Below are 22,156 nucleotides of genomic sequence, written 5' to 3'. Positions count from 1 at the left end.
TTTTTTACAGCCTGAGTATTCTGAAGATGCTCAGAACCGGAAATCCGGAGATTTTGTCTATTCCTCTCTTGTCAATAATTACACACGCACACTGAACTTCCGCGTCCTTCCTCTCTGCGTACTCTGCAACCTCTTTTATTGTCGAACCCGTCGTTATCACGTCATCCACCACGACACACCTCTTCCCCTCGATTCTCGCGAAGTTCTCACTCAGCACTCCGCCGGACTGCGCTTCGCCTTTCTCCCACTTGAGCTTTCTCGGGTAGTACATGCTCAGCTCACAGCCGAGCTCTTCGGCAACCATCGTTGCAATGGGAATTCCGCTCGTCGCCACACCTATAACAGTCTCTGGCTCGGCGACGTCCTGAATCATGTCGGCCATAATTGCAGCAACATTTCTCAGCCTGAAGGTGTTTGACAGGGATTTCCACTCGATGTATATATCAGCAGGTGCAACCTCGCCCTTCGTAAGCAGCCAGAGGGCAGTCTCACGGGAGACATTTAGCTCGTCAGCTATCTCCCCCGTCGTCAGGCCCTTCTCCTTTAACTTTTTTGCCCTTTGAACCAGATCTTCGAGTCTTTTCACTTTTAACCCTCCTCAATACAGCCTCGCTCCCGCACACAGGGCATACGTCAGCGGTAAGCCTTCTTCCACATCCTCTACATACCTTTACCCATTTAAAGGCTTTGGAGATTCCCGGGTGAACTACTGTCTCTATTTCTATGCCGAGGAGCTTTGCGATATTCTGGATAGAGTAGTCGTCCGATACAATAACGACTTTCTCACCTCTTTCAAGCTCGTCGAGGGCCTTTGCAATCAGCTTTACGTCCGTATTCGAGAGCTTGTGCACGTCTCCAGTTTTTTTCGCAACCTCAACGACCCTCTCAACGTTTTTGCTGCTCGCCTCCTCCACCCTGACGTCATGGAGTGAGAAGTACAGTTTGGACTCCTCGTCTTTCACTTCTTCGACTACTTCAGGAATCGTAACGGCGTTTCCATGTATTTTCCTGAGGAAAACAACGGAGGAATCTATTACGTAAACGACCACGTTAAAAATAGTGGTTCTGGCCATATAAACTTCACCGCAACGCATTTATAAGGAGGTGCCAACATAATAATTGTAATGAAGAATTCCGGCAGGAACGATGGCCAGTTGAGTCTCGATATGCTGATTGGCCTCACGATTTTTATGCTGAGTTTCATCTTTATAGCTCAGTACATTCCATCGATTTTCGTCGTGGAGAGGGGAGATATCGCTCTGTACCCTCTTGCGTACCGCACAGCAAGTATTCTCGCTGAAGATGCCGGCTACTGGACCAATGGGACAGCCAACGGGACAGACTGGGAAAATCACTACAGCGAGGACGTTAAAATCAGGGCGGGTCTTGCAGTAAAACCGAACGTGCTCAGTATAGATAAGATAGAGGCTTTACAGAAGTACTATGACACCGCTGGATACGAGGCTGTGAGGGCAGCGCTCGGACTTTACGACCCCCATGAAACCTTCGACTACAACATATCTCTCCAGCTTTTCAGGAGCAACTCTTCGCATCCCATTTATGCGATGAATGACAGCCAGCCATTGCTTCTGATAGGAAAACCCGTTCCGAACTACGGTGACGTTGTAAGGTACGAAAGAATTATTGCGTACGATAATGCCACAAAGATTGCTACCATTTCGAGCAAGGTTGACACCCCAAGTACGAGGACGTTTACGTTCGATGTCACACCTCCGGTTACAGCCTTCGTTATAATTATAGAGAGCAGAAACGTAAACACAACGAACTCAACTCCGTGGATGAAGGTCTGGCTAAACAGTAACCTGATCATAGATGTCAGGGGTGATGACGAGACTATTGGAGCCTTCGATATAACCGATGAAATCAATTCTGCTGGAGCCACGCAGGTTAAAGTCAGAGTTCACAACGTCAGGGGTTACGTCGTAATGACGAACGTAGGGGAATACATCGGGGGGAGAATAGGTGCGAAACTCGTTGTTTGCGTGTGGTAAAGGACAGGCCTTTACACTGGAAGGCCTCGTTGCTGCTGTATTAATGCTCATGGTAGCTTACTTCCTCTTCCAGTCAACCCTCGTTATATCTCCCCTTTCTGGCGAGAGTGTTGATGCGCAGCTCAGGCAGTACGGGCTTGATGTATTAACTGCCCTGAAAAACCCGGACTCCCCGGCGAAAGACACCCTCGAAAACGCGTTGAGGAGACTGAACGCAACAACTCCGCCTGTTGAGCTTTTTGAAACTATAGATCACGCTTTACCTGATAATATTCAGTACAACCTCGAGGTGTGGTGGTTCAACAACTCAACCCTGAATGTTTACAGGTTAACGGATAGAACTCCCACTTCGGATACTGTTGCCGTTTCCACGTACGTTCTGATAAAGAACGGAGAGTTCGTGAGCGATTCTCCTTTCAGGATTAACGGAACAGGAGGTGCTGAAGGAACCATCGATTCAGACTATCCGGTCGTGCTGGAGGTGAGAATGATACTATGGCGCGTTTAAGCCTTGCTGGCGATGAGAAGGGACAGATCGTAATAATCCTCGCGCTGGTAGTCTCAATTCTGCTTGCTGGTCTTTCACTTGTTTACACCCAGAACATCCTCGCTGGAACTGAATCTGGTGTAACTCAACTCAGCTTTCCGAAGGACGCGATCAGAGATTTAAGAGAACTTGCCCTCGAAAAGCTGAAGGAGTACGCTACACTGAGTCCAGAGAGCTTTCTCTACTACGCAAAGCAAATCGACAGACAGGTTCAGCAACTCTACGCGTCCCATGGAAGCTACGCGAGCATAGAGGTTATCGATGTTAAAACGAGTGCTGACGGTACAATAACCTCTTACACAGTGAAAATCGTGTTCAGCAACACGGAGGTGGAGTATGAGGACACGCAAACAGTCGTCGTGTAAAGCAGTCTCGGTCCTCATTGAGTACATTCTGATTACGGGAATACTCACGGTATTCATGGGATTCATAATGCTTCAGCTCAACGACCTCCTCGTCGATACTCCGACGAGTATTGCCATGAAAAATCAGTTCGAAGACATAGGCAACCAGATTGCTACAAAGCTTGTTGACATGGCTCTCGTTGCCCCTCAAAACGGTTACATTAAAGCGAAAATCCACATGCCATACAGAATTGGAGAATATGATTTCAAAGCTGCGTTCACGACAGTCGGAGGTAACAGGACGCTAATGCTTACCTCCGAAAGACTTGGAAGAACTGAATACATTCCGCTCAGCGGAATAGCCCTTGAGGTGTTTCCGTCTGGCGAAACCTTCAGCGTAAAGCCGGATCACGAACTCGTGTTTTCAAGGAGCTTCCATGTGCTGCCAACAGCAGTAGCGGTGGCGCATCCTACCAACGCCACTGTAGATCAATCTGTGACCTTTGACATGACCTATTCGAGTGGAGAGGGTAGTCTGAGCTTTAAATGGGAATTCGGGGATGGGAGTTCCACATCCTGGCTGAGCTACGATCCAAATAATCCTTCGACTGCACTCGTTCAGCATTCGTATTCCTCGTCGGGTACGTATACTGCAAAGCTCACAGTTTGTGATTCCTACGGCTACTGCGATACAGATACGATTAACATCACAGTAAATCCATCCACACCAGATCCAACACTCTACGTCGATAAATTCGTTGTTCCGGAGGTTGCTCAGCCTGGAGAGCCTGTGAGAATTACCATTTTCCTGAGTGGAGAAGGAATCGCTGAAACTTCAAGGAACATCAGCATAATGCACGTCATAGACGTTTCGGGAAGCATGGATCCTGATTACTACGGAGACAACGGCTACACAATCTACAAATCGGATTACGGAGTTGCTACGCCGGCTAAATGGGAGGGAAGTGTTTATGTTGACGACTCTTTCCAGAAACTTGCAATCGAGGCGTATTCAGAGAATGGAAAAGACGTGGACCTCTGGGTTAAGTCTCCCGACGGGGACTTTGCGAGGGCGCAGTACGCAATACCCAACGGGGAGATGTACTACGTTACAAACCCGGTAGAGGGTAACTGGAGTATTGCCGTTGTTGCCGATTATCCAACAGGCTACGATACTGTTCACGTTGATATTTACAAAAAGTCTGGAGGAACGTGGTATCTCGTTGATTCCCACAATTTTACGCTTTATGCAGCCCCCCAGACGTTCACAATTAACGTTCCAAGTGTCGAGAACCTGAAAATTGAGGCTACGCCGGTAAACGGAACTAAAGAACTCCACCTCTGGGTTGAAGACGGAGGTCTTTACGGGCCGTATTCTTCGTCTAATGGTGAGGCTTATGAAACTACAAATGCCGGTGGTACATACACAGCCTACGTTGTTGCGGACTTTCCGTACGGTGAGCAGGAATTTTATCTGAACGTGTACATAGCAAAAATCGATGCAGCGAAGATAGCAGCGAAGACATTCAACGGATTTCTCAAAAGCTCTGACCAGGTTGGCGTTGCCTACTTTGGTGGAGACGTTCCGGGAGGGTATACTCCACGGTACGACGTAAGTCAAACCCTTACAAACGACACTCTTTCCGCGAACAACAGCATAGACGACCTGTGGGCATACGGCGGCACTCCTATGGGCGGAGGAATTAAGGTGGCAAGGCAAGAACTGGTGGCAAATACAGCTCCCGGAAACATTCCTGTTATGATAGTGCTTTCTGACGGAAACCCGACTTTAACCTCCGATGGAACTGCAAGCGAAACCCTTGCAATTCAGGAAGCAATAGAGGAGGCAGAAACGACAAAGCAAACGACCATCGGTGGCGAGCAAATCCTGATCTACACCATAGGATTTGGAAACGATGCAAACGAGACGCTGCTCAAGCAGATAGCAACTTCGCCGGACTACTACTACTTCGCTGCAACGTCAGAAGAGCTCAGCAGCATATATCGTCAGATAGCCAAAGAGTTGAAAGAGAAGGCTGCGAAGAACGTGACGATTACCGACGTTCTGCCAGAGGGCGTCGAACTTGTAGCCGAACCTTCCAATGCAAATGTGACGTACGACGCATCAACTGGCTATACCACAATCCAGTGGAACCTGTCCAGTATAAGGATAAATGAAACGTGGACAGCCAGTTTCTTTGTGACAATTGAGAAAGAAGGGATTACTGAAACCAACGTCTTCGAGCTATCGAACGTGACGTACCTTCCGTATCCGTTTACAGGGGTCAGTTATAACACGATATACCTGCCTGTGTGTGAGGTTAACGTAACGAGAACTGAGGCGGAGAAGGTTGAGCTGAAATGAGGGAGAAGGCTGTTTCAGAGGTTGTTGGAAGCCTGCTGATGCTCGTAGTGGTAACACTGACTGTGTCAATTCTCATTGTTTACGGCAATCCGGTAATTGAGTCGAACCAGCAGATCATCAGAACGAGAAACGTTGCAGCCATGATGGTCGCGACGAGCGAGACTATTTCAAAAGTTTCTGCAGATGTCATGCCGTCGGCAAGGGTCAGATTCGCCCTCTCTGGCGGAAGTCTTTCTGTCTCCAGTGATAACAGCCTTACACTCTATGTCAATAACTCTACGGCTAACCTCTACACTCTGACAACAACTCCGGGCAAAATTGAGTATGTTCACGGAGATGACAAAACCTGCATTGAGTGCGGGGGCGTTTGGAGTAAAGGAAGCACAGGAGCGTACATTGTGTATCCACCTCGCATAAAGGTTCAGGGGAGCAATGTCTCCATAGCGATATACGAGATAAGAGGGAGCGGCTCCGTAGGCGGAAAAGGATTTGCAGAGATAGAGATAAGGTACAACTCCTCAGAAACGAAGATTTTCAACACAAGTGGATACGTGGTCATGAACATAACTTCTGAATACGCACAGGCGTGGAAGAGGTACCTTGAGGAGGAAGGGTTTACGGTCTCCAGCGAATATGCGAGGGTGGACTTCACTTACCTGACGATTTCGAGGTACGTCGTGGATGTGAGGTTGTGGGTATGAACGAGAAAGCAGTTTCAAACGTCCTAGGATTCTCATTAATTCTCGGAATAGTCATCCTTGCCCTCTCCCTCGTTTTCTCCCACACGTACTTCATGATAAACGATGCGAAGGGGAAGGTGAAGTACGAGAGCATGGCTCAGGGGTTCAGGAAAATACAGAACATAATAGAGTACGCTGCCTACAGCAAGAATCCCGTCAAAAGCATAAGGCTGCTGATAAACGAGGGAAGTATAAGCGTAAATTCAGGCGGGGAGATGTCTGTTAGCGTTACATCCAACAACACCACAATCTACGCATACTCCGGTAATATGGGGGTAATAGAGTACGCTTACATGGACACGAAGGTTGCGTTTGAGAACGGGGGTGTATGGCTTCTCAGCAGGAATCCCGTAATGGTTTCTGAACCAAGAATATTCATATACAAAAAGACTGTCAACAACGAGACAATTCTGTTCATAGCCCTCACGGAGATAAGAGGGAGCGGCTCCGTAGGCGGAAAAGGATTTGCAGAGATAGAGATAAGGTACAACTCCTCAGAAACGAAGATTTTCAACACAAGTGGATACGTGGTCATGAATATAACTTCTGAATACGCACAGGCGTGGAAGAGGTACTTCGATGACCTCAGGGGTTATACGGAAAACACCGTTCTGCAGACGGAGCTTAACGGTAGCACACTTAAAGTTTCAATCTACTTCAACAGACTCGTTCTCACCCGCTACGTCCTCGACACGACAATAAGCACGTAGTTATAACTACAAATTATTATTCTAATGTACAATCTTATTGATTCCAGACTTAATCCAGATTATATAATATGTATAAATATTTTCCCACTGATTTCATCATACACCTATTGGAAAGAACTATAAATCAAAAATTGCCACTTCCATACGCATGAAATTCAAACCGGGGTTCTACTATCCGATGCTCGAGAAATACCTGGACGGTGTTAGTGAAGATGTCCTTCTTCAGGACTGGATGCTGAATGAACACGAGGATGTTCTCAGAGAATACTGGATTTTCAGACCACTCGTAAAAGTGGTAATCACGCTCAACAGGGAAAATGGAGAGAGGATGTATCATGCAGTCGAACCATTTCTCACTGAGGAGGAGGTCTCTCTTCTGGACGAAATCTTCAAAGACCTTGAAGATGTCCTCCTTCTTAAGGATCTATCGCTGAACTACGAGATTAAGGAGTCTATTCTCGCCAAATCATACATGGAGCTTATTAACGAATACGGTGTTGTCGTTAATAAAGAACTCAACGCAAAGTACCTGTATTACATCTTTCGGGACTTCCTCGGCTTCGGCGTTATAGACCCGATTATGAACGATCCCTATATAGAGGACATACATTGCGATGGGTACAACATCCCTATCTACGTCTACCACAAGGAATTCGGAAACATACGCTCCTACCTCGTTTTTACCTCCGAAGAGCTCGACCGATACGTGCAAACACTCGTCCAGATGTGCGACAAGCATATCAGCCACGGCAACCCGATAATCGACGCTACGCTGCCCGATGGGAGCAGACTGCAGGCGACGTACGGTGTGGATGTAACACCGAGGGGCTCATCCTTCACCATAAGGAAGTTTACAGAGGATCCATTCACGCCTATCGATTTGCTGAGTCTGGGAACGTACACAGCAGAACAGCTTGCGTACTTCTGGATGGCCGTCGAGAACAAGCTCAACCTGATGGTGATCGGTGAGACAGCAAGCGGAAAAACAACGACTCTCAACGCTCTACTGATGTTCATCCCTCCGGAGGCGAAGATAGTCTCCATAGAGGATACGAGAGAAATCGCTCTTATGCATGAGAACTGGGTTGCCGGAGTAACGAGGCAGGCGATAGGAGATGAGGAAAAGGAGATAGACATGTACGACCTGCTCAAGACGTCGCTGAGGCAGAGGCCCGACTACATAGTGGTTGGAGAGGTTAGGGGTAGAGAGGCGCAGACTCTCTTCCAGGCCATGTCAACGGGCCACGCTGCCTACGCAACGTTGCATGCTGGAGACATCCAGCAGGCCATATACAGGCTCGAGAGCAGTCCGCTCAACGTTCCGAGGAGCATGATCCAGTTCCTCGACATAGTTGCTGTTCAGATTCAGTGGACGAAAGAAGGTGTGAAGAAGAGGAGAGCCAAGGGTGTATACGAGATTCTCGGAATAGATCCAGCAGACAGAAACCTCCTGATAAACGAGGTTTACGCGTGGGATCCCTACGTAGATGGATACAGGCTCGTTGGCAGCATGAAGAAGCTCGAGAAGATATCCATGGCAATGGGAGAGGACATCGAGACCACGATGGAAGAACTCAGGCGGAGGGCGGAGTACCTAACAAAACTCCACGAACTCGGTATAAGAGACTACAGAGAGGTAACGAGGATGATTCACGCCTATTACAGGAATCCGGGCGAAGATTTCGGACTTATAATTGACGAGGGCAAAAAGTACGGTGAATACTATGAAGCTGTTGCGGAAGAACGAAGCTGATGTTTACGTTAAAACATTCGGAATTTATGCGCCTCCCGCCCTTGTAAGGTACTTCAGAAAGAGATATAGAGCAAACAGAGAGCGATACCACGACCTCGAGAAGTGTCTCAGGAGCAGCAGGTTTCCGGTTACCGTTCCAAAGTATCTTGCAGTGGCGACATTTTACCCCCTGCTCCTCGCACCCTTTTATTTCGCTATGGGCTATGCCATAGGAGTGCCTATATCATTGTACTTTGGTTTTGAAGGTCTTAACTGGATAATTGCCGCCCTTTTAACTGCTGTTCTTACAATCGCTACGAGGTATCTGATTCTTGTGTACCCCAAGCTCTACGCATCGCACAGAAGGAAGCAGATTGAAGTCGTTTTCCCCCATGTTGTCAACATGATGCTCGGAATGTCCAGGGGCGGTATTTCAGTGCTTGAGATGTGCAGGGTTATTGCAGAGGAGGTTTCAGTAACGGGAGAGGTTGGAAAGGAGTTTGCCGTAATCGTGAACGGGGTTGAGATGTTCCACAAGGATTTAATCTCGGCAATGAAATATGTTGCGTCCACGACACCTTCACAGCGCTTTGCAGACTTCCTCGACGACTTTGTCAGCGTTATAGAGGGCAGCGGAAGGCTAAGCGAGTTCCTCGACTTCAAATCCAAGCATTTGATGGATGAAAGGGAGAAATACCAGGATTTATTCCTCAACAGCCTCGGAATACTCGCAGAAGTGTACGTTGCGGCCCTCGTTGTGGCCCCGCTCTTTATGCTGATAATCTTCGTCGTAATGGGGATGCTCGGCAGCACGACGATGCATCTCATGCAGCTCCTGATATACCTCTACATGCCTATAGGCGGACTCGCTTTCATCTGGCTACTCTCATCCATGATGAGGGAGCAGGAGATAAAGTGGACGGGTGAGAGGATCAGACGCTCGAGACTCATTCCGAGAGTCACAAAGAACGGCAGAAAGCCGGGGTTTACATATCCGAGTCCGCTGAAAAGATACTACCTCAGAGTTTCGAGGGCAATTAAAATGCTGATAGGGGACCTTGGGATATTCATCTACCGGCCAGAGTACTCATTCTACTTCACCCTGCCGATTTTCGGGCTCATGCTCCCATTCATCTACACCTGGGAGCCTGAAACGATTTTCGTCACATTCCTGCTTGTGACTGTAACACCCTACGCAATTCTGGTAGAGATAAGAAACAGAAGGGTGAGGAAGATAGAAGAGCACATCCCGGACTTCCTCAAGCAGCTTGCAAGTTTGAACGAGAGCGGACTTAACATAGTTTCTGCAATAAGAATCCTGTCAACGTCGAATCTCGGTGTGCTTACTTCGGAGATAATAAAGATAAGAAAGGACCTCGAATGGGGAATGCTTCTCAGCGACGCTCTAAAGCGATTCGAGAGAAGGATAGGCAGCATGACTGTAACAAAGGTCACATCAATTCTGCTGAGGGCGATGGAGGCTGCAGGCACAATAAAGGATGCCCTCTTTACAGCAGCAACGGACGCGCAACTTTACCTCGAGCTCAAGAAAAGGGTTAGGAATGAGATGTTTGTTTACATCGTTGTAATTTACATGACCTTCGGTGTATTTCTCTTCACTATATTCGTGCTGAGCAACAACTTCATGCAGATATTCTCAAAGATGAGTGTTCCAGCGAATGCCTATGCCCAGTTCAGAATTCCAGACATCGAAGCCCTTTCGAAACTGTTCTATCACACCTCCCTGATAAACGGAACAGTCAGCGGACTTATAGCTGGACTGATGGGCGAAGGAGAACTCAGGGCTGGTCTCAAGCATGCTCTCGTCCTCGTCCTTGTCACATTTATCGTTTTCAACTACTTCGTTGGAGTTTAATCAGGGCGGATTTGGCATGGTAAAGGGGAGGAGCTACATCCTCGTCCTTAAACTTGATAGAGAGTCAATTGTTGAGGTTGGAGCCCTCGGAAAAATTGTTTTTAAGCCCGGATATTATCTGTACGTGGGAAGCGCGAAAGTGGGAGTTTCGAGGATATGCAGGCACTTTAGAAGAGAGAAGAAGCTGAAATGGCACATCGACTACCTTAGCGTTGTTGCTGAGCCTCTCCACGCTTACCTGTTCCATCGCGAGGAGTGTGATGTTGCTGCCATGCTCGCAGAGCGCTTTGAGTGCATCCCTCGCTTCGGTTGCTCCGACTGCTTGTGCAGAAGCCACCTTTTCTATTCCGCAAAGCTTCCGACTTTCCATGCTCCTATTCTCAGGCCGGAAGATTGCAGGTAGTAGAGGAAAGGCTTATTTACGTTGCCGGAGAAGGCTCTTTCAGGAGGCGATGGTATGAGGAGCTATGAAGACCTGCTGGAAAAGGCCTTTGCAGAACTCCCAGAGGAAGTTGTGAAGCGCGAGAGGTTTGAAATTCCGAAGGCAGTAGTTCAGCGTGAGGGTAGCAGAACGATAATCAAGAATTTCTCCCAGATAGCTAAAATCGTGAACAGGAGCGAGGAGCACCTGTACAAGTACATAATAAAGTCTCTTGGTACGGCAGGCATCCTTGAAGCAGGGAGGGTAATCCTTCAGGGTAAGTTCAGCGAGGACGAAATTCAGAAGGAGATAGACTCTTACGTAAAGGACTATGTCCTCTGCAAGGAATGCGGAGCTCCAGATACTGTGTTCGTGAAGGAGGAGCGTGTCCTGTTCCTCCGCTGCACAGCATGCGGAGCAAAGCACCCGGTAAGATCATAAAAAGATATGAGCTTCAGGATGAAGGTTTACAGGGTTCGCGGAGAAGTGCTGGTTGCTGTGTGCGATTCTGACATAGTTGGCATGACCTTCAGAGAGGGAGATCTAAAAATTGAGGTTAAGGAGGAGTTCTACGGTACGAGAGAAGTAGGGGAGGAAGAAGTAAAGCGTGCACTAAAACAGGCAACCATAGCGAACATAACGGGAGAGAAGGCTGTAAGGTTCGCGATAGAAATCGGGGTAATAGACGAGGAGAACATCCTAAGAATCGGGGAGTGTCTGCATGCCCAGATGGTCATCATTTAGCAGCCATGATACCAACGCAAGAAATAGCAGTGGAAATTCTGGAGAGAATAGATGAGGAGATAATTTCCGCAAAAGAGGCTTTGAAGGCAGGCCTTGCTGGAAAAGACTTCGATTATAAGGTCAGGGGTAGCATACACGCCTATGTAATGGAAACGCTGAAGAGGAGGAACACGATAGACTTTCTGATTGACCGCAGTCTCGACGGTAAAACTGTTTACGAGCTCAAACCTTTTTTGAGAAACCTTCTCAGGGTTGCCGTTTACGAGATGTTTTACAAGGGTGTACATCCTGCCCTCGCAACGGATTCGGCGGTAAGAATAGCAAAGCGAAGAATAGGCGGGCGAGCTGCTGCTCTCGTCAACGCGGTGATGAGGAGAGCAGAAAAAATCGATCTGAACTCGGAGACATCAAGATTACCAGAAGTCCAGCGTCTCGCGTACAGATACTTCCATCCAGAGTGGTACGTGGAGTATGCGATAAAGCTCCTTGGACGGGAGCAAGCTATAGAACTGATGATTGCGAACATGCAGAACACAACCTACGTCAGGGTCAACGAGCTGAAGGCGAGCATTGAGTCCGTCAGAAAATACCTCGAAAGGTACTGCGTTATCGAGGAGACGTGCTTGCCGGAGGTTTTCAAAGTTGTTGCGTGGGATAGGCACCCCTCAACCCTCGAATGGCATGCAGATGGAAAATACGTTGTTCAGGACCTCGCCTCAACCCTCGTCGCCCACGCAATGAAACCTGAGCCGGGAGAGAGAGTACTTGACCTCGCAGCAGCTCCGGGACTAAAAACGAGCCACATTGCCATGCTAATGGAGAACAGAGGAAAAATAATGGCCGTGGACAATTCGGAGGAGAGAGTAAGGAGGATGAAAGCCAAAATGAAAAAACTCGGAGTGGAAATAGTGGAGTGCAGGGTTGCAGATGGTGTAAAGTTCAGGTGGAAAGCTGACAGGGTTCTTCTCGACCCTCCGTGCTCGACTACCGGAGCGTTCAGGAACTATCCGTGTGTCAAGTGGAGGTACGACGAGTACAAATATAGAGCGACGGTAAAATTACAGCGCAGAATGCTCGAAAACGCGTACAGAAACGTCGGTGAGGGAGGGGTTGTTGTATACTCGACGTGCTCGATAACCTTCGATGAGAACGAGGAGAACGTTATGGCATCGCCCTTCAAAGTTGACGATGTTAAAATCGACGGATTCTCGTCAGGCATTTCGGAGTTCGAAGGCAAGAGATTCCCGGAGTGGGAGAAGGTATTGAGGACGTGGCCTCACCTGCACGACTGCTGCGGATTCTTCATATCGCGCCTTCTACGTGTCTGAACGGTGTTTTTTCATCTCTGCCTGCATCATTTCTGGATCGCTTCTTCTGCTGAACATTGCGGACAATACCAAACATTTTTTAACGTATGATGCTGACATATATTACGTGTGCGAATCGAAGGTTGTAAAGCGAAAAAATGGTGAAGAAGAGCTTTTGATGGAAGACGTGGTCAGAATTGAAGTCGATGGAGATAAAATAAGACTTTTCGGGATTTTTGGCGAATTTAAGGAGATTTCGGGTAGAATTGTCCTTATGGATATGAGAAGTCATAGGGTGGTGGTTGAATGAGTGTAAAGGTGGCAATAAATGGATACGGCACGATAGGCAAGCGCGTTGCAGATGCAGTTAGCTGTCAGAAGGATATGGAGATTGTTGGTGTAACGAAAACTAAACCCGATTTTGAAGCAAAACTTGCCGTAAGAAGAGGTTACAAGCTTTACGCTGCTATTCCGGAGAGGGTTGAAGTTTTTGAAAAGGCTGGCGTTCCGGTTGAAGGAACGATTGAGGATCTGATCCAGAACGCCGACGTTGTTATTGACTGCAGCCCGGGAAAGGTCGGAGCGGAGAACAAAGAAAAGTACTACGAGAAGGCCGGAATAAAGGCAATATTCCAGGGAGGAGAGAAGAAAGACGTTGCAGAGGTCTCCTTTAATGCTCTTGCAAACTACGAGAAGGCTGTTGGAAAGAGATACGTCAGAGTGGTTAGCTGCAACACTACGGGTCTGACGAGATTGCTCTACATGATAAAACAGAACTTCGGAATAAAGAAGGTAAGGGCGACCATGATAAGGAGGGTCGTAGACCCGAAGGAAGACAAAAAAGGGCTCGTCAACGGCATAATGCCCAACCCCATAGCGCTTCCATCCCACCACGGTCCGGACGTTCAGACCGTTCTCGACGTCGATATTACTACGGTTGCGTTCAAAGTCCCAACGACAATCATGCACGTGCACGCCCTGAACATTGAGCTGGAGAAGGATGCGAAGCCCGAGGACGTCGTCGAGGTGCTGAAGCAGGAACCGAGAATAATGCTCGTATCGAGTGAAGATGGATTTACGTCAACGGCAAAGGTTATAGAGTATGCAAGAGAGCTCAGGCTGCGCTATGATCTCTTCGAAAATGTAGTCTGGGAGGACAGCATAGCCATAGTTGACAACGAACTTTACCTAACGCAGGCAGTTCACCAGGAAGCGATAGTTGTGCCAGAGAACATCGACGCAATCAGGGCCATGTTTGAGTTAGCAGACAAAGAGGAGAGCATGAAAATAACGAATGAAACCCTCGACATCGGCAAGTTTCAGCTTTGATTTCTGTTTTTTTTGCTAAATTTTTAATATATTTTTGTTCCAACTAATTCTCAACTCAATCTCAACCCGTCGTAGATAAGCTACCTTGCTTTGGCAACCTATTTGATCATTGACTCAGCCACCCTTATCATCTCTTCTCCACTTATATACCTCCGCACATTATAACTGTCACATTATTGAACCTAAATCCAAGCGATGTTCTGCCTCCGGATTCCTGTAATACACCATCTACACCATCGATCTTCACATTTGTCGTCTCTGTATCTTCTGATGATGGTATAATAAGTGGTGATGGCGGTATTTTCTCGCTGGTCACGTGAGACTCCTGTATGTACAGCATTTTATTATCTTTTTTAAACCAGAGTCCGACCGACTCGAAATCAGACGTTTTTTGGACAAGACCACAGTGGCTAAACACGTAACCAGTATATTTGATGGTTTTAGGATTGTAAAGTTGACAATTTTTGAACTTCCTCTATGTTGTGACAGAGAAAGCCCATAATTTTTTAAATCTGTTTTGGAATCTCTTCTCGCATCGAAAGACTAAGAAAAAATTCTCTCAATAATCCAAGCTCTACCACTGCATTAATCCTGTTCGGTCTTTACGGATTCAACAAGCGTCTTACCAGCAACGATCTCGTCAACGCTGTGAATGACGGCTCCCAAATCCTCGATTACCTGCTTTATCTCGTCAAAATTCATCTCGTTTCCGACGATGGTTATTTTCAGCGTTTCAGTGTTCTGATCTATCTCCGACAGGCTTAGATTGACACCCTCCACATTCCTGACTTCGCTCAGCTTCAGTGCAAGGAAGACATTGTCGGGCTCGTGAGGTTTCAACACATCGAGTACGAGTCTTCTGAGTCCGGCCACGTAGAAAGATTTTTCACCTGCCTATTTAACTTTGTCGTATGTTCGACTTGCATGTTCACTCCACGCTCAGCGACGGCGAGCTAATACCCTCTGAGATTGCGAGGCGCATGGCTGCAATGGGTAACGAAGGTGTAGCTATAACGGATCACGCGGACTTCTCGAACATTCCCCTTATAATGGACTGCCTGCGTAAATTGCAAGATCTGAGAGACGACTACGGTGTTGAGCTTCTATTCGGTGTCGAGATAACTCACGTGCCCCCCAAGCTAATAGGCAAAGCAGTTGAGCTTGCGTGGCGTGAAGGGGCGGAAATAGTTGTTGTGCACGGCGAAACGATCGCCGAGCCGGTTGAAAAGGGTACCAATGAGGTCGCTGTCCAGGAAGAAATAGACATCCTTGCGCATCCCGGGCTTATTGACATAAAAACTGCTGAACTTGCCGCATCTAACGGCGTATATCTTGAGATATCTGCGAGGAGGGGGCACTGTCTTGCGAACGGTCACGTTGCAAGGATTGCTTTAGAAACGGGATGCAAGCTCGTGATAAACACCGACGCGCATTCGCCAGACGATTTCATCGACGATGGATTTGCCATGAAGGTGCTTGTTGGAGCAGGACTTGATGCTGAGCGAAGCGCTGAAGTGCTGGAGAACAACAAAAGGGTCTTCAGAAAGAGGAGCAAAGGAGGAAATTAATCCAAGCGTGGACAATACTTTTTAAATCAAGCTTCAACGCTGGATCATGCTAAAGAAAGTCCACGTACTCTTCGCCGCATCTATTGCGTACGCTGCTGGATTGGAGCCTGAAAAAATTGCTGCTGCGGCAGCGTTTGGAGTGGTCAGCGACCTCGACCACGTAATTGGCTTAAAGCACAGGAGCGTTACTCATTCTCTCATCTTCAGTTTTGCCATTGGCGTTCTACTGTACGCAATTCGCCCCGATTTCATTATTGCCTCTCAGATTGGCATACTCTCCCACCTCTTCGCCGATATGTTCACGAAAGGCGGTGTTCCCCTGCTATACCCGTCGGTCAAGAGGTTCAGAATAGCGAACTTCAGGTACGACAGCTTGGCAGGAAATTTTATGATTGTTCTGATTTCCGCGTTACTCATTTTTCTGAAGGTGAGGGCTACCACTTCCCTATAACTCCCTTATAACCCTCGCGGGCACCCCGCCTGCAAGAACCCCTGGCGGTATATCTGAGTTTACGAGGGAGTGAGCTGCAATGATCGAATTATCACCGATTTCAACCCCGGGCAGAACCGTGCAGTTTGCTCCAACTGTCACGTTTTTTCCGATCTTGACTTCTCCAACCCTCAGTTCGTCAACGAGAAACTCGTGGGCGAGCAGGACGGTGTTGTAGCCTATAATGCTGTTGTCTCCCACCTCAATAAGCTCCGGGAAAAATATATCGACAGTTGATTCAAGGCCGAAGGAGACGTTCTCTCCAACTTTAACTCCAATCCTTCTCAAAAGCCAGCATTTCAAGGAGAGGGATGGAAGAATCCTGCATGTAGCAACAACAGCATAATTTAAGGCCACGCGAAGTGGATGCTTTACGGAAGTCCAGTAACGAAGGGTGTTCTTATCCCTCGACTTCAGTATTACTCTCGTCCTCCTTGCCATATTCGCCAGATTGTTTGCCTTGCTTTTCTGGTTTTTGTTTTTCGCTGATTTTAACTGGACGTCGAAAATGTCAGCATTTTTTACAGACGTAAATTCTCCTCGTAAGACTGCCGTGAACTCTATACCTGAAAATATCGAGGATTTTGAAGTGTTCAGAGATCATGTCCTCCACGTCAAGGTTTGAAACCAACACGGCTCGACAGCCTTTTTTCAACACCCGACTGAATTCGGGCAGAGAGTTGCGGTAGAGGTCTTCGAGAGTCCCGTAGCTCTTTGAAGACTGGAGGTAGGGGAAATCTGTTGTTATGCCATCAACGGATTCGTCTTTCAGGGGCAGTTTTCTCGCGTCTCCACACAAAACACTGGCATGAAGGCCGTAGTGCCTCAGGTTCAGCGCGCAACCCCTTGCAATCTCTTCGAAAGCCTCAACGCCGATATAGTCGAGGTTCATGAGTCCCGCTTCCATCAGAAATCCTCCCGTGCCGCACATCGGGTCAAGGAGCAGACCGCTACCAATTGCAATGTTGACAAGTGCCCTTGAAAGTCTCGGAAGGATTACGCCCGGTCTGAAGTACGGCCTTCTATTTGGGTGTCTCTCCTCGAATTGCTTCGTGTCGGTTACGTGGCAGAGCAGGCCGACGTAGGCTTTTTCCGCAAGGTATACCTTAACGATGCTCCTCGGAGAAGAGACGCTTATTTTTGCCCCTCTCCGCCATAGCACTGCCCCAAGCTTTCGCTCCAGCTCGTGGCTTTTTATACTAACAGGCTTCACCTTCTTAACCCTGACACACAGGGGCTGTGGAGGGAGGGACATGTTGGCGAACACTTCTTCGAGCTCATGCCATTCGCATACTGTTATTAGCTCGATTACTTCATGGCTCAGGGCGAGGCGTGGAAAAAGAGAATCGATAGCTTCGGCAACAGCAACCCTTATATCGAGTTCTGCAGGGCCAAACAGGTATCTGATTTCTCCAAAAGCTATTTCCGGCAGATCGCCTGAGAGAAGAAAAGCGTACTTCATTACTTCTTTTTCTTTTTATCCTTTCTGCTCTTCTTTTCCTGCTCTTTCTTTTCCCTTAACTCTGCAATTTTTGCGGCAATTTTCCTCATAAGCTCTGGCTTGCTGCCGGATTTCGGCACAACAACTCTTCCGCCTTCTTCCCACCAGCACTTTGGATACTTCTTTTCCTCTGCCCTGCATGGGATATTGAGGGCCTTGCAGGCTTCGACAAGCTCTGAAAGCTTTACATTTGAGACTGCGAGCTTCTTAGCTATCTTTCTACCTTCTTTCCTGCTCTTCCTCCTGTCAAGATTGAACGTCCAGATGATCCAGTTTCTATCTCTTTCTCCTCTCAAGTTCATTCCATATCTCCTCTAAACGTATATCCAATGCTACGAGCAACACGAGGATGTGGTAAAGCAGGTCGGCAGTCTCGTATATTATCTCTTCCCTTTTCCCGTCCTTGGCCGCAATTACGAGCTCGGTTGCCTCCTCACCAATCTTTTCGAGAATGGCGTTAATACCCTTTTCGCCGTAAAGAAGCTTTGCAGTGTAGGACTCTGGCCTCGGATTCAGTTTTCTGTCAACGAGAATGTTGTAGAGCTCGTCCAACATAATTTCACCTGCGCGTGTTTCTGAAGGTTATCTCTACGAGGGGGTGTGGGACGTCCTCGATTATCTCGATGTCCCTGATAGATTTTATTCCCCTCTTCTTCACGAGCCTCTCTATGCCGAGTTCCACGTTTTCGGGAACTTTAAGGATGTATGCGTCGAGCGTTTTTACGCCAATCTTCTTCGCCGCAACAACCCTGTGGTGACCATCGACGAGGTACAGCCGTCCACCCTTCTTTATCACAACAATGGGCTCTGCAAGACCTCTTCTCAGCTCGTAAATTCTTCCCTTCAACTCGTCCGCAAAAACCTTCGTCTGAGTCGGAATCAGTCTGTCAACTTCAACTTTGCCCCTCTCCACTTCAATGTTAACTCCATGTACCTTCTCGATCGTCTTTTTGAGCTTTTCTACCTTGCCTGGATCGGCTCGCTCTATCTGGCTTCTTATTACGTCTGCGTTGGATATTATGCCCAAGAGCCTGCCATCGTCATCAACAACTGGGAGCTTTGAATGGCCGGTTCTGAACATGACTCTCGCAGCATCCCTTAAATCCATGTATTCCCTCGCAACGTAAAGCTGCTTGCTCATTATATCTCCGATTTTCGTATTGGGGTCTTTTTTCAGGAGATCGCGGGAAGAGATGTACCCGATAACCTTACCGCTGTCGTCAACAACGGGGAATCCATCATGGCCTGTCTTCTGTATGAGCTCGATTGCTTCATCAACAGTGTTATCGGGTGAGAGTGTTATGACATTCTTTGTCATGTAGTCTCCTACTCTCAGCTTCATCGTTCTTCGTTGGTATCAATGCATAAAAATGTTCAGCCACACAGTCAGCACGTCAGATGAGCAGCAAGCACAGCCCTCTTTCCAGCCGCAACAAGGTCGTTGAATATCTTTGTTGCTCTTTCTGTTATGTCCACTTCCACGTGGATGCCCATCTTCTCAAGCTCTTTGACAGCATTTTCATCTACTTTCATCGCTCCGTACTTACCCGTGCCGAAGACTATGACTTCAGGCTTTGCATCGAGAACTGACTTAACGTCGTTGATGTCCGCGTAATGACCTTTCTTCCTCCACCATTCCTTAACGCTTCCATCCCAGAACACAATAACGTCGCTCGTGTATGTTCTGCCTTTGACAACAATCCTTCCAAACCCGTAGTCTTCAATGAGCATATTTTGTTATTATGGAGAGGGTGTTAATTAAAACTACGTCTTTCAATCCTGCTTCTGATTTCAACGGGGTTTTGGATGGTGTACTACTGCCCGGGCTGCATTTCAATCCTACATTAGTCTGATTTCAACTCTTGAGAGAGTAAATCCTCAACGGCCCGGTGCCCGTTCTTTCAATCCTACATTAGTCTGATTTCAACCGTTTATTTTCGTGAATGCGCCGCCCTCATCGACACTCCTTTCAATCCTACAATAGTCTGATTTCAACTTTGTATCCATCATATCCTCCCCCTTATTCCCGGCAGACTTTCAATCCTACAATAGTCTGATTTCAACACATTTTAAAACACCGCATCAGTATAGATGCGACATGCTTTCAATCCTACAATAGTCTGATTTCAACCGCTTTCATTAACAAAATCGCCTTCCCGGCAACCATTACTTTCAATCCTACAATAGTCTGATTTCAACGATCTTCGCTGGCGTGCTGGGCTTGTCCATCTTCCTGTTCTTTCAATCCTACAATAGTCTGATTTCAACACTACAATGAGTCCGGCCAGTGCTGGACGTGTAGCAATCTTTCAATCCTACAATAGTCTGATTTCAACTTACTTGATTACAATACCTCCACCACCACCTGACGGCTTTCAATCCTACAATAGTCTGATTTCAACCCGAAGAGATTTGCAGACGAAGAAACAGTCAACGGGAACTTTCAATCCTACAATAGTCTGATTTCAACACTTGATGTCGTACGCGCAGAGAGAAAGAACGAACCAGCTTTCAATCCTACAATAGTCTGATTTCAACTCCAGTACAGGATACAGACATTCCACCACTAAATACCTTTCAATCCTACAATAGTCTGATTTCAACCCTATACCCTGCCATGCTACACACCGCCCGTCTCCCTCCTTTCAATCCTACAATAGTCTGATTTCAACGTCGTAGAACCCCTTGCCAGCCTGCCAGCCAATCTGCTTTCAATCCTACAATAGTCTGATTTCAACTTTCTAATCTCCAACCTGATCTGTCCTTCGATCTGAACCTTTCAATCCTACAATAGTCTGATTTCAACCCGCCTATTGCTCCACCAAGTGCTCCCGCTCCTGCTCCTTTCAATCCTACAATAGTCTGATTTCAACTAGGTGCAGTTATCTATCTCCTCATGAAGCTATCTGGCTTTCAATCCTACAATAGTCTGATTTCAACCAGGTGATGGATTTACTACCAGAATGCTACCGTGGGACTTTCAATCCTACAATAGTCTGATTTCAACTGCCTTTCCTATCTTCCCAACACTTAACGCCCCGAGCACTTTCAATCCTACAATAGTCTGATTTCAACTCGCCTTCTTTCAGCCCTATCGCTTCGACCATTTCTCGCTTTCAATCCTACAATAGTCTGATTTCAACCAACAAAATAGCCCCCCTCGACATGGCCGGGGACGTTTCTAAACGCTTTCAATCCTACAATAGTCTGATTTCAACTCTTTCTTTTCTTTCGTTTCTCGATTCGGTCACAGTTCTTTCAATCCTACAATAGTCTGATTTCAACTATCAGTAATTCTCCCTGAAATACCAATTTAAAAGTTTCTGAAGGTCGCTATCGAAACGTGAAATCATCCACCACCAATTGTGCACGACCTTTAAAAAGGTGGACGACCTGCTGTAGAGTTCCCTTTTCCGCTTAGCTTAACTTATCGAAGACCAGGTTCACATATATCAAAATGCAAAAGAAAAGCAGATAGGCAAAGCCATGTCAGCAATCAGAATCGGGAGAGAGGGAGATATAAATCAAAAGTTTAACTAATAATTAAAGTGGATTAAAAGGTGGACGACGGACGCTCTATGCGTCGCCCATCTCATTCGCTTGTGAAGTCTGTTTAACATTGGTTCAGACTCGGGTGGGGGTAAAATACTAACGGGCCTGATCGCAGGTCTGACCAAAAAAACACCAAAAAATTAAAAGCTGCCAGTAGACATTTTCCCATGGATTGCTTCGACACGCACACTCACTCAGAGGGCAAAGGAATTCATGAACTACGTGCAATGGTAGAAAAAGGAATAAAGAGAGTCGTGAGCTGTGCATACTATCCCGTGGAACCTTCAGGCCCCTCAACACTCATAGACCTCTTCCGGAAACTCACGACTTTTGAAATGGAGAGAGGTAGAAAGGCTGGCATGGTGATTTACGCAGCGATAGGTATACACCCGAGGTGCATCCCTCCTGGCTACGATAAAGTTCTGGAATATCTTGAGGAAAATCCCTCAACGGCCTTCGGTGAGATTGGCCTTGAAACTGCCAGCAGTGCTGAGGTGGAGGTGCTTGAAAAGCAGCTAGAACTTGCAAAGAAGCTCGACGTTCCGTGCATAGTCCACACGCCAAGGAAGAACAAGGAGGTTGTTACCGACAAGGTTCTTGAAGTCCTGCAGAAGGTTGGGATGCCAGAGGATCTTGTGGTCGTGGATCATGCAAATGTGAAAACCGCTGGCAAAATCCTGAAAAATGGATACTGGGCCGGCCTCACGGTTCAGCCGGGAAAGCTCTCGAAGGAAGAAGTTAAGTTCATCGTGGATGAGTATGGCTCTGAGCGCTTTCTGCTCAACAGCGACACGGGATTTAGCGATGAGGAACTTTTCGCCGTCAGCGATACGGTAGAATTTCTGCAGCAGCACTTCAGCAGGCAGGATGTTGAGAAGTTAGCATTTAAGAATGCGGAAAAGTTCCTGAGGCTCTGAT

27 protein-coding genes and 1 CRISPR repeat array are annotated in these 22,156 nt (G+C 47.3%); of the genes, 17 read left to right on the top strand and 10 right to left on the bottom strand.

Annotated elements, in window-relative coordinates:
- Window positions 1-4 precede the first annotated feature (4 nt).
- Together ARCVE_RS00565 and ARCVE_RS00560 are read right to left on the bottom strand one after the other, a co-directional pair.
- Window positions 5-586 carry an orotate phosphoribosyltransferase-like protein gene (locus ARCVE_RS00565; RefSeq protein ID WP_013682830.1) on the bottom strand — a complete coding sequence of 194 codons (582 nt, stop codon included), beginning with the start codon at window positions 584-586 and terminating at the stop codon, window positions 5-7.
- Window positions 510-1,049 (bottom strand): NOB1 family endonuclease, encoded by a 540-nt coding sequence (locus ARCVE_RS00560; protein ID WP_269479064.1) that lies wholly within the window; start codon window positions 1,047-1,049, stop codon window positions 510-512. Before ARCVE_RS00560 ends, ARCVE_RS00565 begins: the two co-directional genes overlap by 77 nt.
- Window positions 1,050-1,124: 75 nt before the next feature.
- Between ARCVE_RS00560 and ARCVE_RS00555 the strand changes: the two genes are divergently transcribed.
- The 14 genes from ARCVE_RS00555 (at window position 1,125) to ARCVE_RS00490 (ending at window position 14,127) form a co-directional block, all read left to right on the top strand.
- Window positions 1,125-2,012, top strand: coding sequence for a DUF7287 family protein (locus ARCVE_RS00555; protein ID WP_013682828.1), 888 nt, complete (start codon window positions 1,125-1,127; stop codon window positions 2,010-2,012).
- Window positions 1,984-2,520: a DUF7288 family protein gene (locus ARCVE_RS00550; RefSeq protein ID WP_156785978.1), complete on the top strand. Its 537-nt coding sequence runs from the start codon at window positions 1,984-1,986 to the stop codon at window positions 2,518-2,520. Before ARCVE_RS00555 ends, ARCVE_RS00550 begins: the two co-directional genes overlap by 29 nt.
- Window positions 2,508-2,924, top strand: coding sequence for a hypothetical protein (locus ARCVE_RS00545; protein WP_013682826.1), 417 nt, complete (start codon window positions 2,508-2,510; stop codon window positions 2,922-2,924). The genes ARCVE_RS00550 and ARCVE_RS00545 overlap by 13 nt, the downstream gene beginning before the upstream one ends.
- Complete coding sequence (locus ARCVE_RS00540) at window positions 2,896-5,268, top strand: PKD domain-containing protein (protein ID WP_013682825.1); 2,373 nt, start codon at window positions 2,896-2,898, stop codon at window positions 5,266-5,268. Before ARCVE_RS00545 ends, ARCVE_RS00540 begins: the two co-directional genes overlap by 29 nt.
- Entirely contained in the window at window positions 5,265-5,969 is a 705-nt protein-coding gene (locus ARCVE_RS00535; protein ID WP_013682824.1) for a DUF7289 family protein, read from the top strand. Before ARCVE_RS00540 ends, ARCVE_RS00535 begins: the two co-directional genes overlap by 4 nt.
- On the top strand, window positions 5,966-6,718 hold the full coding sequence (locus ARCVE_RS00530) for a DUF7289 family protein (protein WP_013682823.1): 753 nt from the start codon (window positions 5,966-5,968) through the stop codon (window positions 6,716-6,718). The genes ARCVE_RS00535 and ARCVE_RS00530 overlap by 4 nt, the downstream gene beginning before the upstream one ends.
- A gap of 148 nt (window positions 6,719-6,866) precedes the next feature.
- Entirely contained in the window at window positions 6,867-8,471 is a 1,605-nt protein-coding gene (locus tag ARCVE_RS00525; RefSeq protein WP_013682822.1) for a type II/IV secretion system ATPase subunit, read from the top strand.
- Entirely contained in the window at window positions 8,443-10,326 is a 1,884-nt protein-coding gene (locus tag ARCVE_RS00520) for a type II secretion system F family protein (RefSeq protein ID WP_013682821.1), read from the top strand. The genes ARCVE_RS00525 and ARCVE_RS00520 overlap by 29 nt, the downstream gene beginning before the upstream one ends.
- Window positions 10,327-10,342: 16 nt before the next feature.
- Entirely contained in the window at window positions 10,343-10,729 is a 387-nt protein-coding gene (locus ARCVE_RS00515; protein ID WP_013682820.1) for a GIY-YIG nuclease family protein, read from the top strand.
- Between the two features lie 54 nt (window positions 10,730-10,783).
- A complete protein-coding gene (locus tag ARCVE_RS00510) occupies window positions 10,784-11,188 on the top strand; it encodes a translation initiation factor IF-2 subunit beta (RefSeq protein WP_013682819.1) in 405 nt (134 codons plus the stop codon).
- Between the two features lie 18 nt (window positions 11,189-11,206).
- Window positions 11,207-11,491, top strand: a complete 285-nt coding sequence (locus ARCVE_RS00505) for a DUF424 domain-containing protein (protein WP_013682818.1) — start codon at window positions 11,207-11,209, stop codon at window positions 11,489-11,491.
- Window positions 11,492-11,496: 5 nt separating this feature from the next.
- Window positions 11,497-12,819, top strand: coding sequence for a transcription antitermination factor NusB (locus ARCVE_RS00500; RefSeq protein ID WP_013682817.1), 1,323 nt, complete (start codon window positions 11,497-11,499; stop codon window positions 12,817-12,819).
- A gap of 106 nt (window positions 12,820-12,925) precedes the next feature.
- Complete coding sequence (locus ARCVE_RS00495) at window positions 12,926-13,108, top strand: CooT family nickel-binding protein (protein ID WP_013682816.1); 183 nt, start codon at window positions 12,926-12,928, stop codon at window positions 13,106-13,108.
- Complete coding sequence (locus ARCVE_RS00490) at window positions 13,105-14,127, top strand: type II glyceraldehyde-3-phosphate dehydrogenase (RefSeq protein ID WP_013682815.1); 1,023 nt, start codon at window positions 13,105-13,107, stop codon at window positions 14,125-14,127. Before ARCVE_RS00495 ends, ARCVE_RS00490 begins: the two co-directional genes overlap by 4 nt.
- A gap of 142 nt (window positions 14,128-14,269) precedes the next feature.
- Here ARCVE_RS00490 and ARCVE_RS11210 read toward each other — a convergent pair whose 3' ends face one another.
- Window positions 14,270-14,443 (bottom strand): hypothetical protein, encoded by a 174-nt coding sequence (locus ARCVE_RS11210; protein ID WP_156785977.1) that lies wholly within the window; start codon window positions 14,441-14,443, stop codon window positions 14,270-14,272.
- A gap of 269 nt (window positions 14,444-14,712) precedes the next feature.
- Entirely contained in the window at window positions 14,713-15,000 is a 288-nt protein-coding gene (locus ARCVE_RS00485) for a DUF211 domain-containing protein (protein WP_013682814.1), read from the bottom strand.
- 38 nt (window positions 15,001-15,038) lie between these two features.
- Between ARCVE_RS00485 and ARCVE_RS00480 the strand changes: the two genes are divergently transcribed.
- On the top strand, window positions 15,039-15,695 hold the full coding sequence (locus tag ARCVE_RS00480; RefSeq protein ID WP_013682813.1) for a histidinol phosphate phosphatase domain-containing protein: 657 nt from the start codon (window positions 15,039-15,041) through the stop codon (window positions 15,693-15,695).
- A gap of 46 nt (window positions 15,696-15,741) precedes the next feature.
- Window positions 15,742-16,146, top strand: a complete 405-nt coding sequence (locus tag ARCVE_RS00475) for a metal-dependent hydrolase (RefSeq protein WP_013682812.1) — start codon at window positions 15,742-15,744, stop codon at window positions 16,144-16,146.
- Here the strand turns inward: ARCVE_RS00475 and ARCVE_RS00470 are convergent.
- From ARCVE_RS00470 to ARCVE_RS00445, 6 genes are all read right to left on the bottom strand, one after another.
- Window positions 16,141-16,626, bottom strand: coding sequence for an acyltransferase (locus ARCVE_RS00470; RefSeq protein WP_013682811.1), 486 nt, complete (start codon window positions 16,624-16,626; stop codon window positions 16,141-16,143). The genes ARCVE_RS00475 and ARCVE_RS00470 overlap by 6 nt on opposite strands.
- 70 nt (window positions 16,627-16,696) lie before the next feature.
- Entirely contained in the window at window positions 16,697-17,647 is a 951-nt protein-coding gene (locus tag ARCVE_RS00465; RefSeq protein ID WP_013682810.1) for a methyltransferase domain-containing protein, read from the bottom strand.
- On the bottom strand, window positions 17,647-17,988 hold the full coding sequence (locus ARCVE_RS00460; protein WP_013682809.1) for a signal recognition particle subunit SRP19/SEC65 family protein: 342 nt from the start codon (window positions 17,986-17,988) through the stop codon (window positions 17,647-17,649). Before ARCVE_RS00460 ends, ARCVE_RS00465 begins: the two co-directional genes overlap by 1 nt.
- Window positions 17,963-18,241, bottom strand: coding sequence for a phosphoribosyl-ATP diphosphatase (gene hisE / locus ARCVE_RS00455; RefSeq protein WP_013682808.1), 279 nt, complete (start codon window positions 18,239-18,241; stop codon window positions 17,963-17,965). Before hisE ends, ARCVE_RS00460 begins: the two co-directional genes overlap by 26 nt.
- A 4-nt stretch (window positions 18,242-18,245) precedes the next feature.
- On the bottom strand, window positions 18,246-19,028 hold the full coding sequence (locus tag ARCVE_RS00450) for a CBS domain-containing ParB/RepB/Spo0J family partition protein (protein WP_013682807.1): 783 nt from the start codon (window positions 19,026-19,028) through the stop codon (window positions 18,246-18,248).
- Between the two features lie 44 nt (window positions 19,029-19,072).
- On the bottom strand, window positions 19,073-19,417 hold the full coding sequence (locus tag ARCVE_RS00445; RefSeq protein WP_013682806.1) for an Mth938-like domain-containing protein: 345 nt from the start codon (window positions 19,415-19,417) through the stop codon (window positions 19,073-19,075).
- 99 nt (window positions 19,418-19,516) lie between these two features.
- A CRISPR array of direct repeats spans window positions 19,517-20,971; the repeat unit is 30 nt; unit sequence CTTTCAATCCTACAATAGTCTGATTTCAAC.
- Window positions 20,972-21,405: 434 nt separating this feature from the next.
- Here ARCVE_RS00445 and ARCVE_RS00440 point away from each other — a divergent pair.
- Window positions 21,406-22,155 (top strand): TatD family hydrolase, encoded by a 750-nt coding sequence (locus ARCVE_RS00440; RefSeq protein ID WP_013682805.1) that lies wholly within the window; start codon window positions 21,406-21,408, stop codon window positions 22,153-22,155.
- Window position 22,156 lies beyond the last annotated feature (1 nt).

Source organism: Archaeoglobus veneficus SNP6 (assembly GCF_000194625.1).
GTDB lineage: Archaea > Halobacteriota > Archaeoglobi > Archaeoglobales > Archaeoglobaceae > Archaeoglobus_C > Archaeoglobus_C veneficus.
The sequence above is the reverse complement of the archived record's forward strand: the minus strand, read 5'-3'. Positions and strand labels throughout refer to the sequence as shown.

Coding starts and splice junctions, on each gene's coding strand:
- ARCVE_RS00555 (WP_013682828.1), top strand. CDS start 1,125: ATGAAGAATTCCGGCAGGAACGATGGCCAGTTGAGTCTCGATATGCTG.
- ARCVE_RS00545 (WP_013682826.1), top strand. CDS start 2,508: ATGGCGCGTTTAAGCCTTGCTGGCGATGAGAAGGGACAGATCGTAATA.
- ARCVE_RS00540 (WP_013682825.1), top strand. CDS start 2,896: ATGAGGACACGCAAACAGTCGTCGTGTAAAGCAGTCTCGGTCCTCATT.
- ARCVE_RS00535 (WP_013682824.1), top strand. CDS start 5,265: ATGAGGGAGAAGGCTGTTTCAGAGGTTGTTGGAAGCCTGCTGATGCTC.
- ARCVE_RS00530 (WP_013682823.1), top strand. CDS start 5,966: ATGAACGAGAAAGCAGTTTCAAACGTCCTAGGATTCTCATTAATTCTC.
- ARCVE_RS00525 (WP_013682822.1), top strand. CDS start 6,867: ATGAAATTCAAACCGGGGTTCTACTATCCGATGCTCGAGAAATACCTG.
- ARCVE_RS00520 (WP_013682821.1), top strand. CDS start 8,443: ATGAAGCTGTTGCGGAAGAACGAAGCTGATGTTTACGTTAAAACATTC.
- ARCVE_RS00515 (WP_013682820.1), top strand. CDS start 10,343: ATGGTAAAGGGGAGGAGCTACATCCTCGTCCTTAAACTTGATAGAGAG.
- ARCVE_RS00510 (WP_013682819.1), top strand. CDS start 10,784: ATGAGGAGCTATGAAGACCTGCTGGAAAAGGCCTTTGCAGAACTCCCA.
- ARCVE_RS00505 (WP_013682818.1), top strand. CDS start 11,207: ATGAAGGTTTACAGGGTTCGCGGAGAAGTGCTGGTTGCTGTGTGCGAT.
- ARCVE_RS00500 (WP_013682817.1), top strand. CDS start 11,497: ATGATACCAACGCAAGAAATAGCAGTGGAAATTCTGGAGAGAATAGAT.
- ARCVE_RS00490 (WP_013682815.1), top strand. CDS start 13,105: ATGAGTGTAAAGGTGGCAATAAATGGATACGGCACGATAGGCAAGCGC.
- ARCVE_RS00480 (WP_013682813.1), top strand. CDS start 15,039: ATGTTCGACTTGCATGTTCACTCCACGCTCAGCGACGGCGAGCTAATA.
- ARCVE_RS00475 (WP_013682812.1), top strand. CDS start 15,742: ATGCTAAAGAAAGTCCACGTACTCTTCGCCGCATCTATTGCGTACGCT.
- ARCVE_RS00470 (WP_013682811.1), bottom strand. CDS start 16,626: ATGGCAAGGAGGACGAGAGTAATACTGAAGTCGAGGGATAAGAACACC.
- ARCVE_RS00465 (WP_013682810.1), bottom strand. CDS start 17,647: ATGAAGTACGCTTTTCTTCTCTCAGGCGATCTGCCGGAAATAGCTTTT.
- ARCVE_RS00460 (WP_013682809.1), bottom strand. CDS start 17,988: ATGAACTTGAGAGGAGAAAGAGATAGAAACTGGATCATCTGGACGTTC.
- hisE (WP_013682808.1), bottom strand. CDS start 18,241: ATGTTGGACGAGCTCTACAACATTCTCGTTGACAGAAAACTGAATCCG.
- ARCVE_RS00450 (WP_013682807.1), bottom strand. CDS start 19,028: ATGAAGCTGAGAGTAGGAGACTACATGACAAAGAATGTCATAACACTC.
- ARCVE_RS00445 (WP_013682806.1), bottom strand. CDS start 19,417: ATGCTCATTGAAGACTACGGGTTTGGAAGGATTGTTGTCAAAGGCAGA.
- ARCVE_RS00440 (WP_013682805.1), top strand. CDS start 21,406: ATGGATTGCTTCGACACGCACACTCACTCAGAGGGCAAAGGAATTCAT.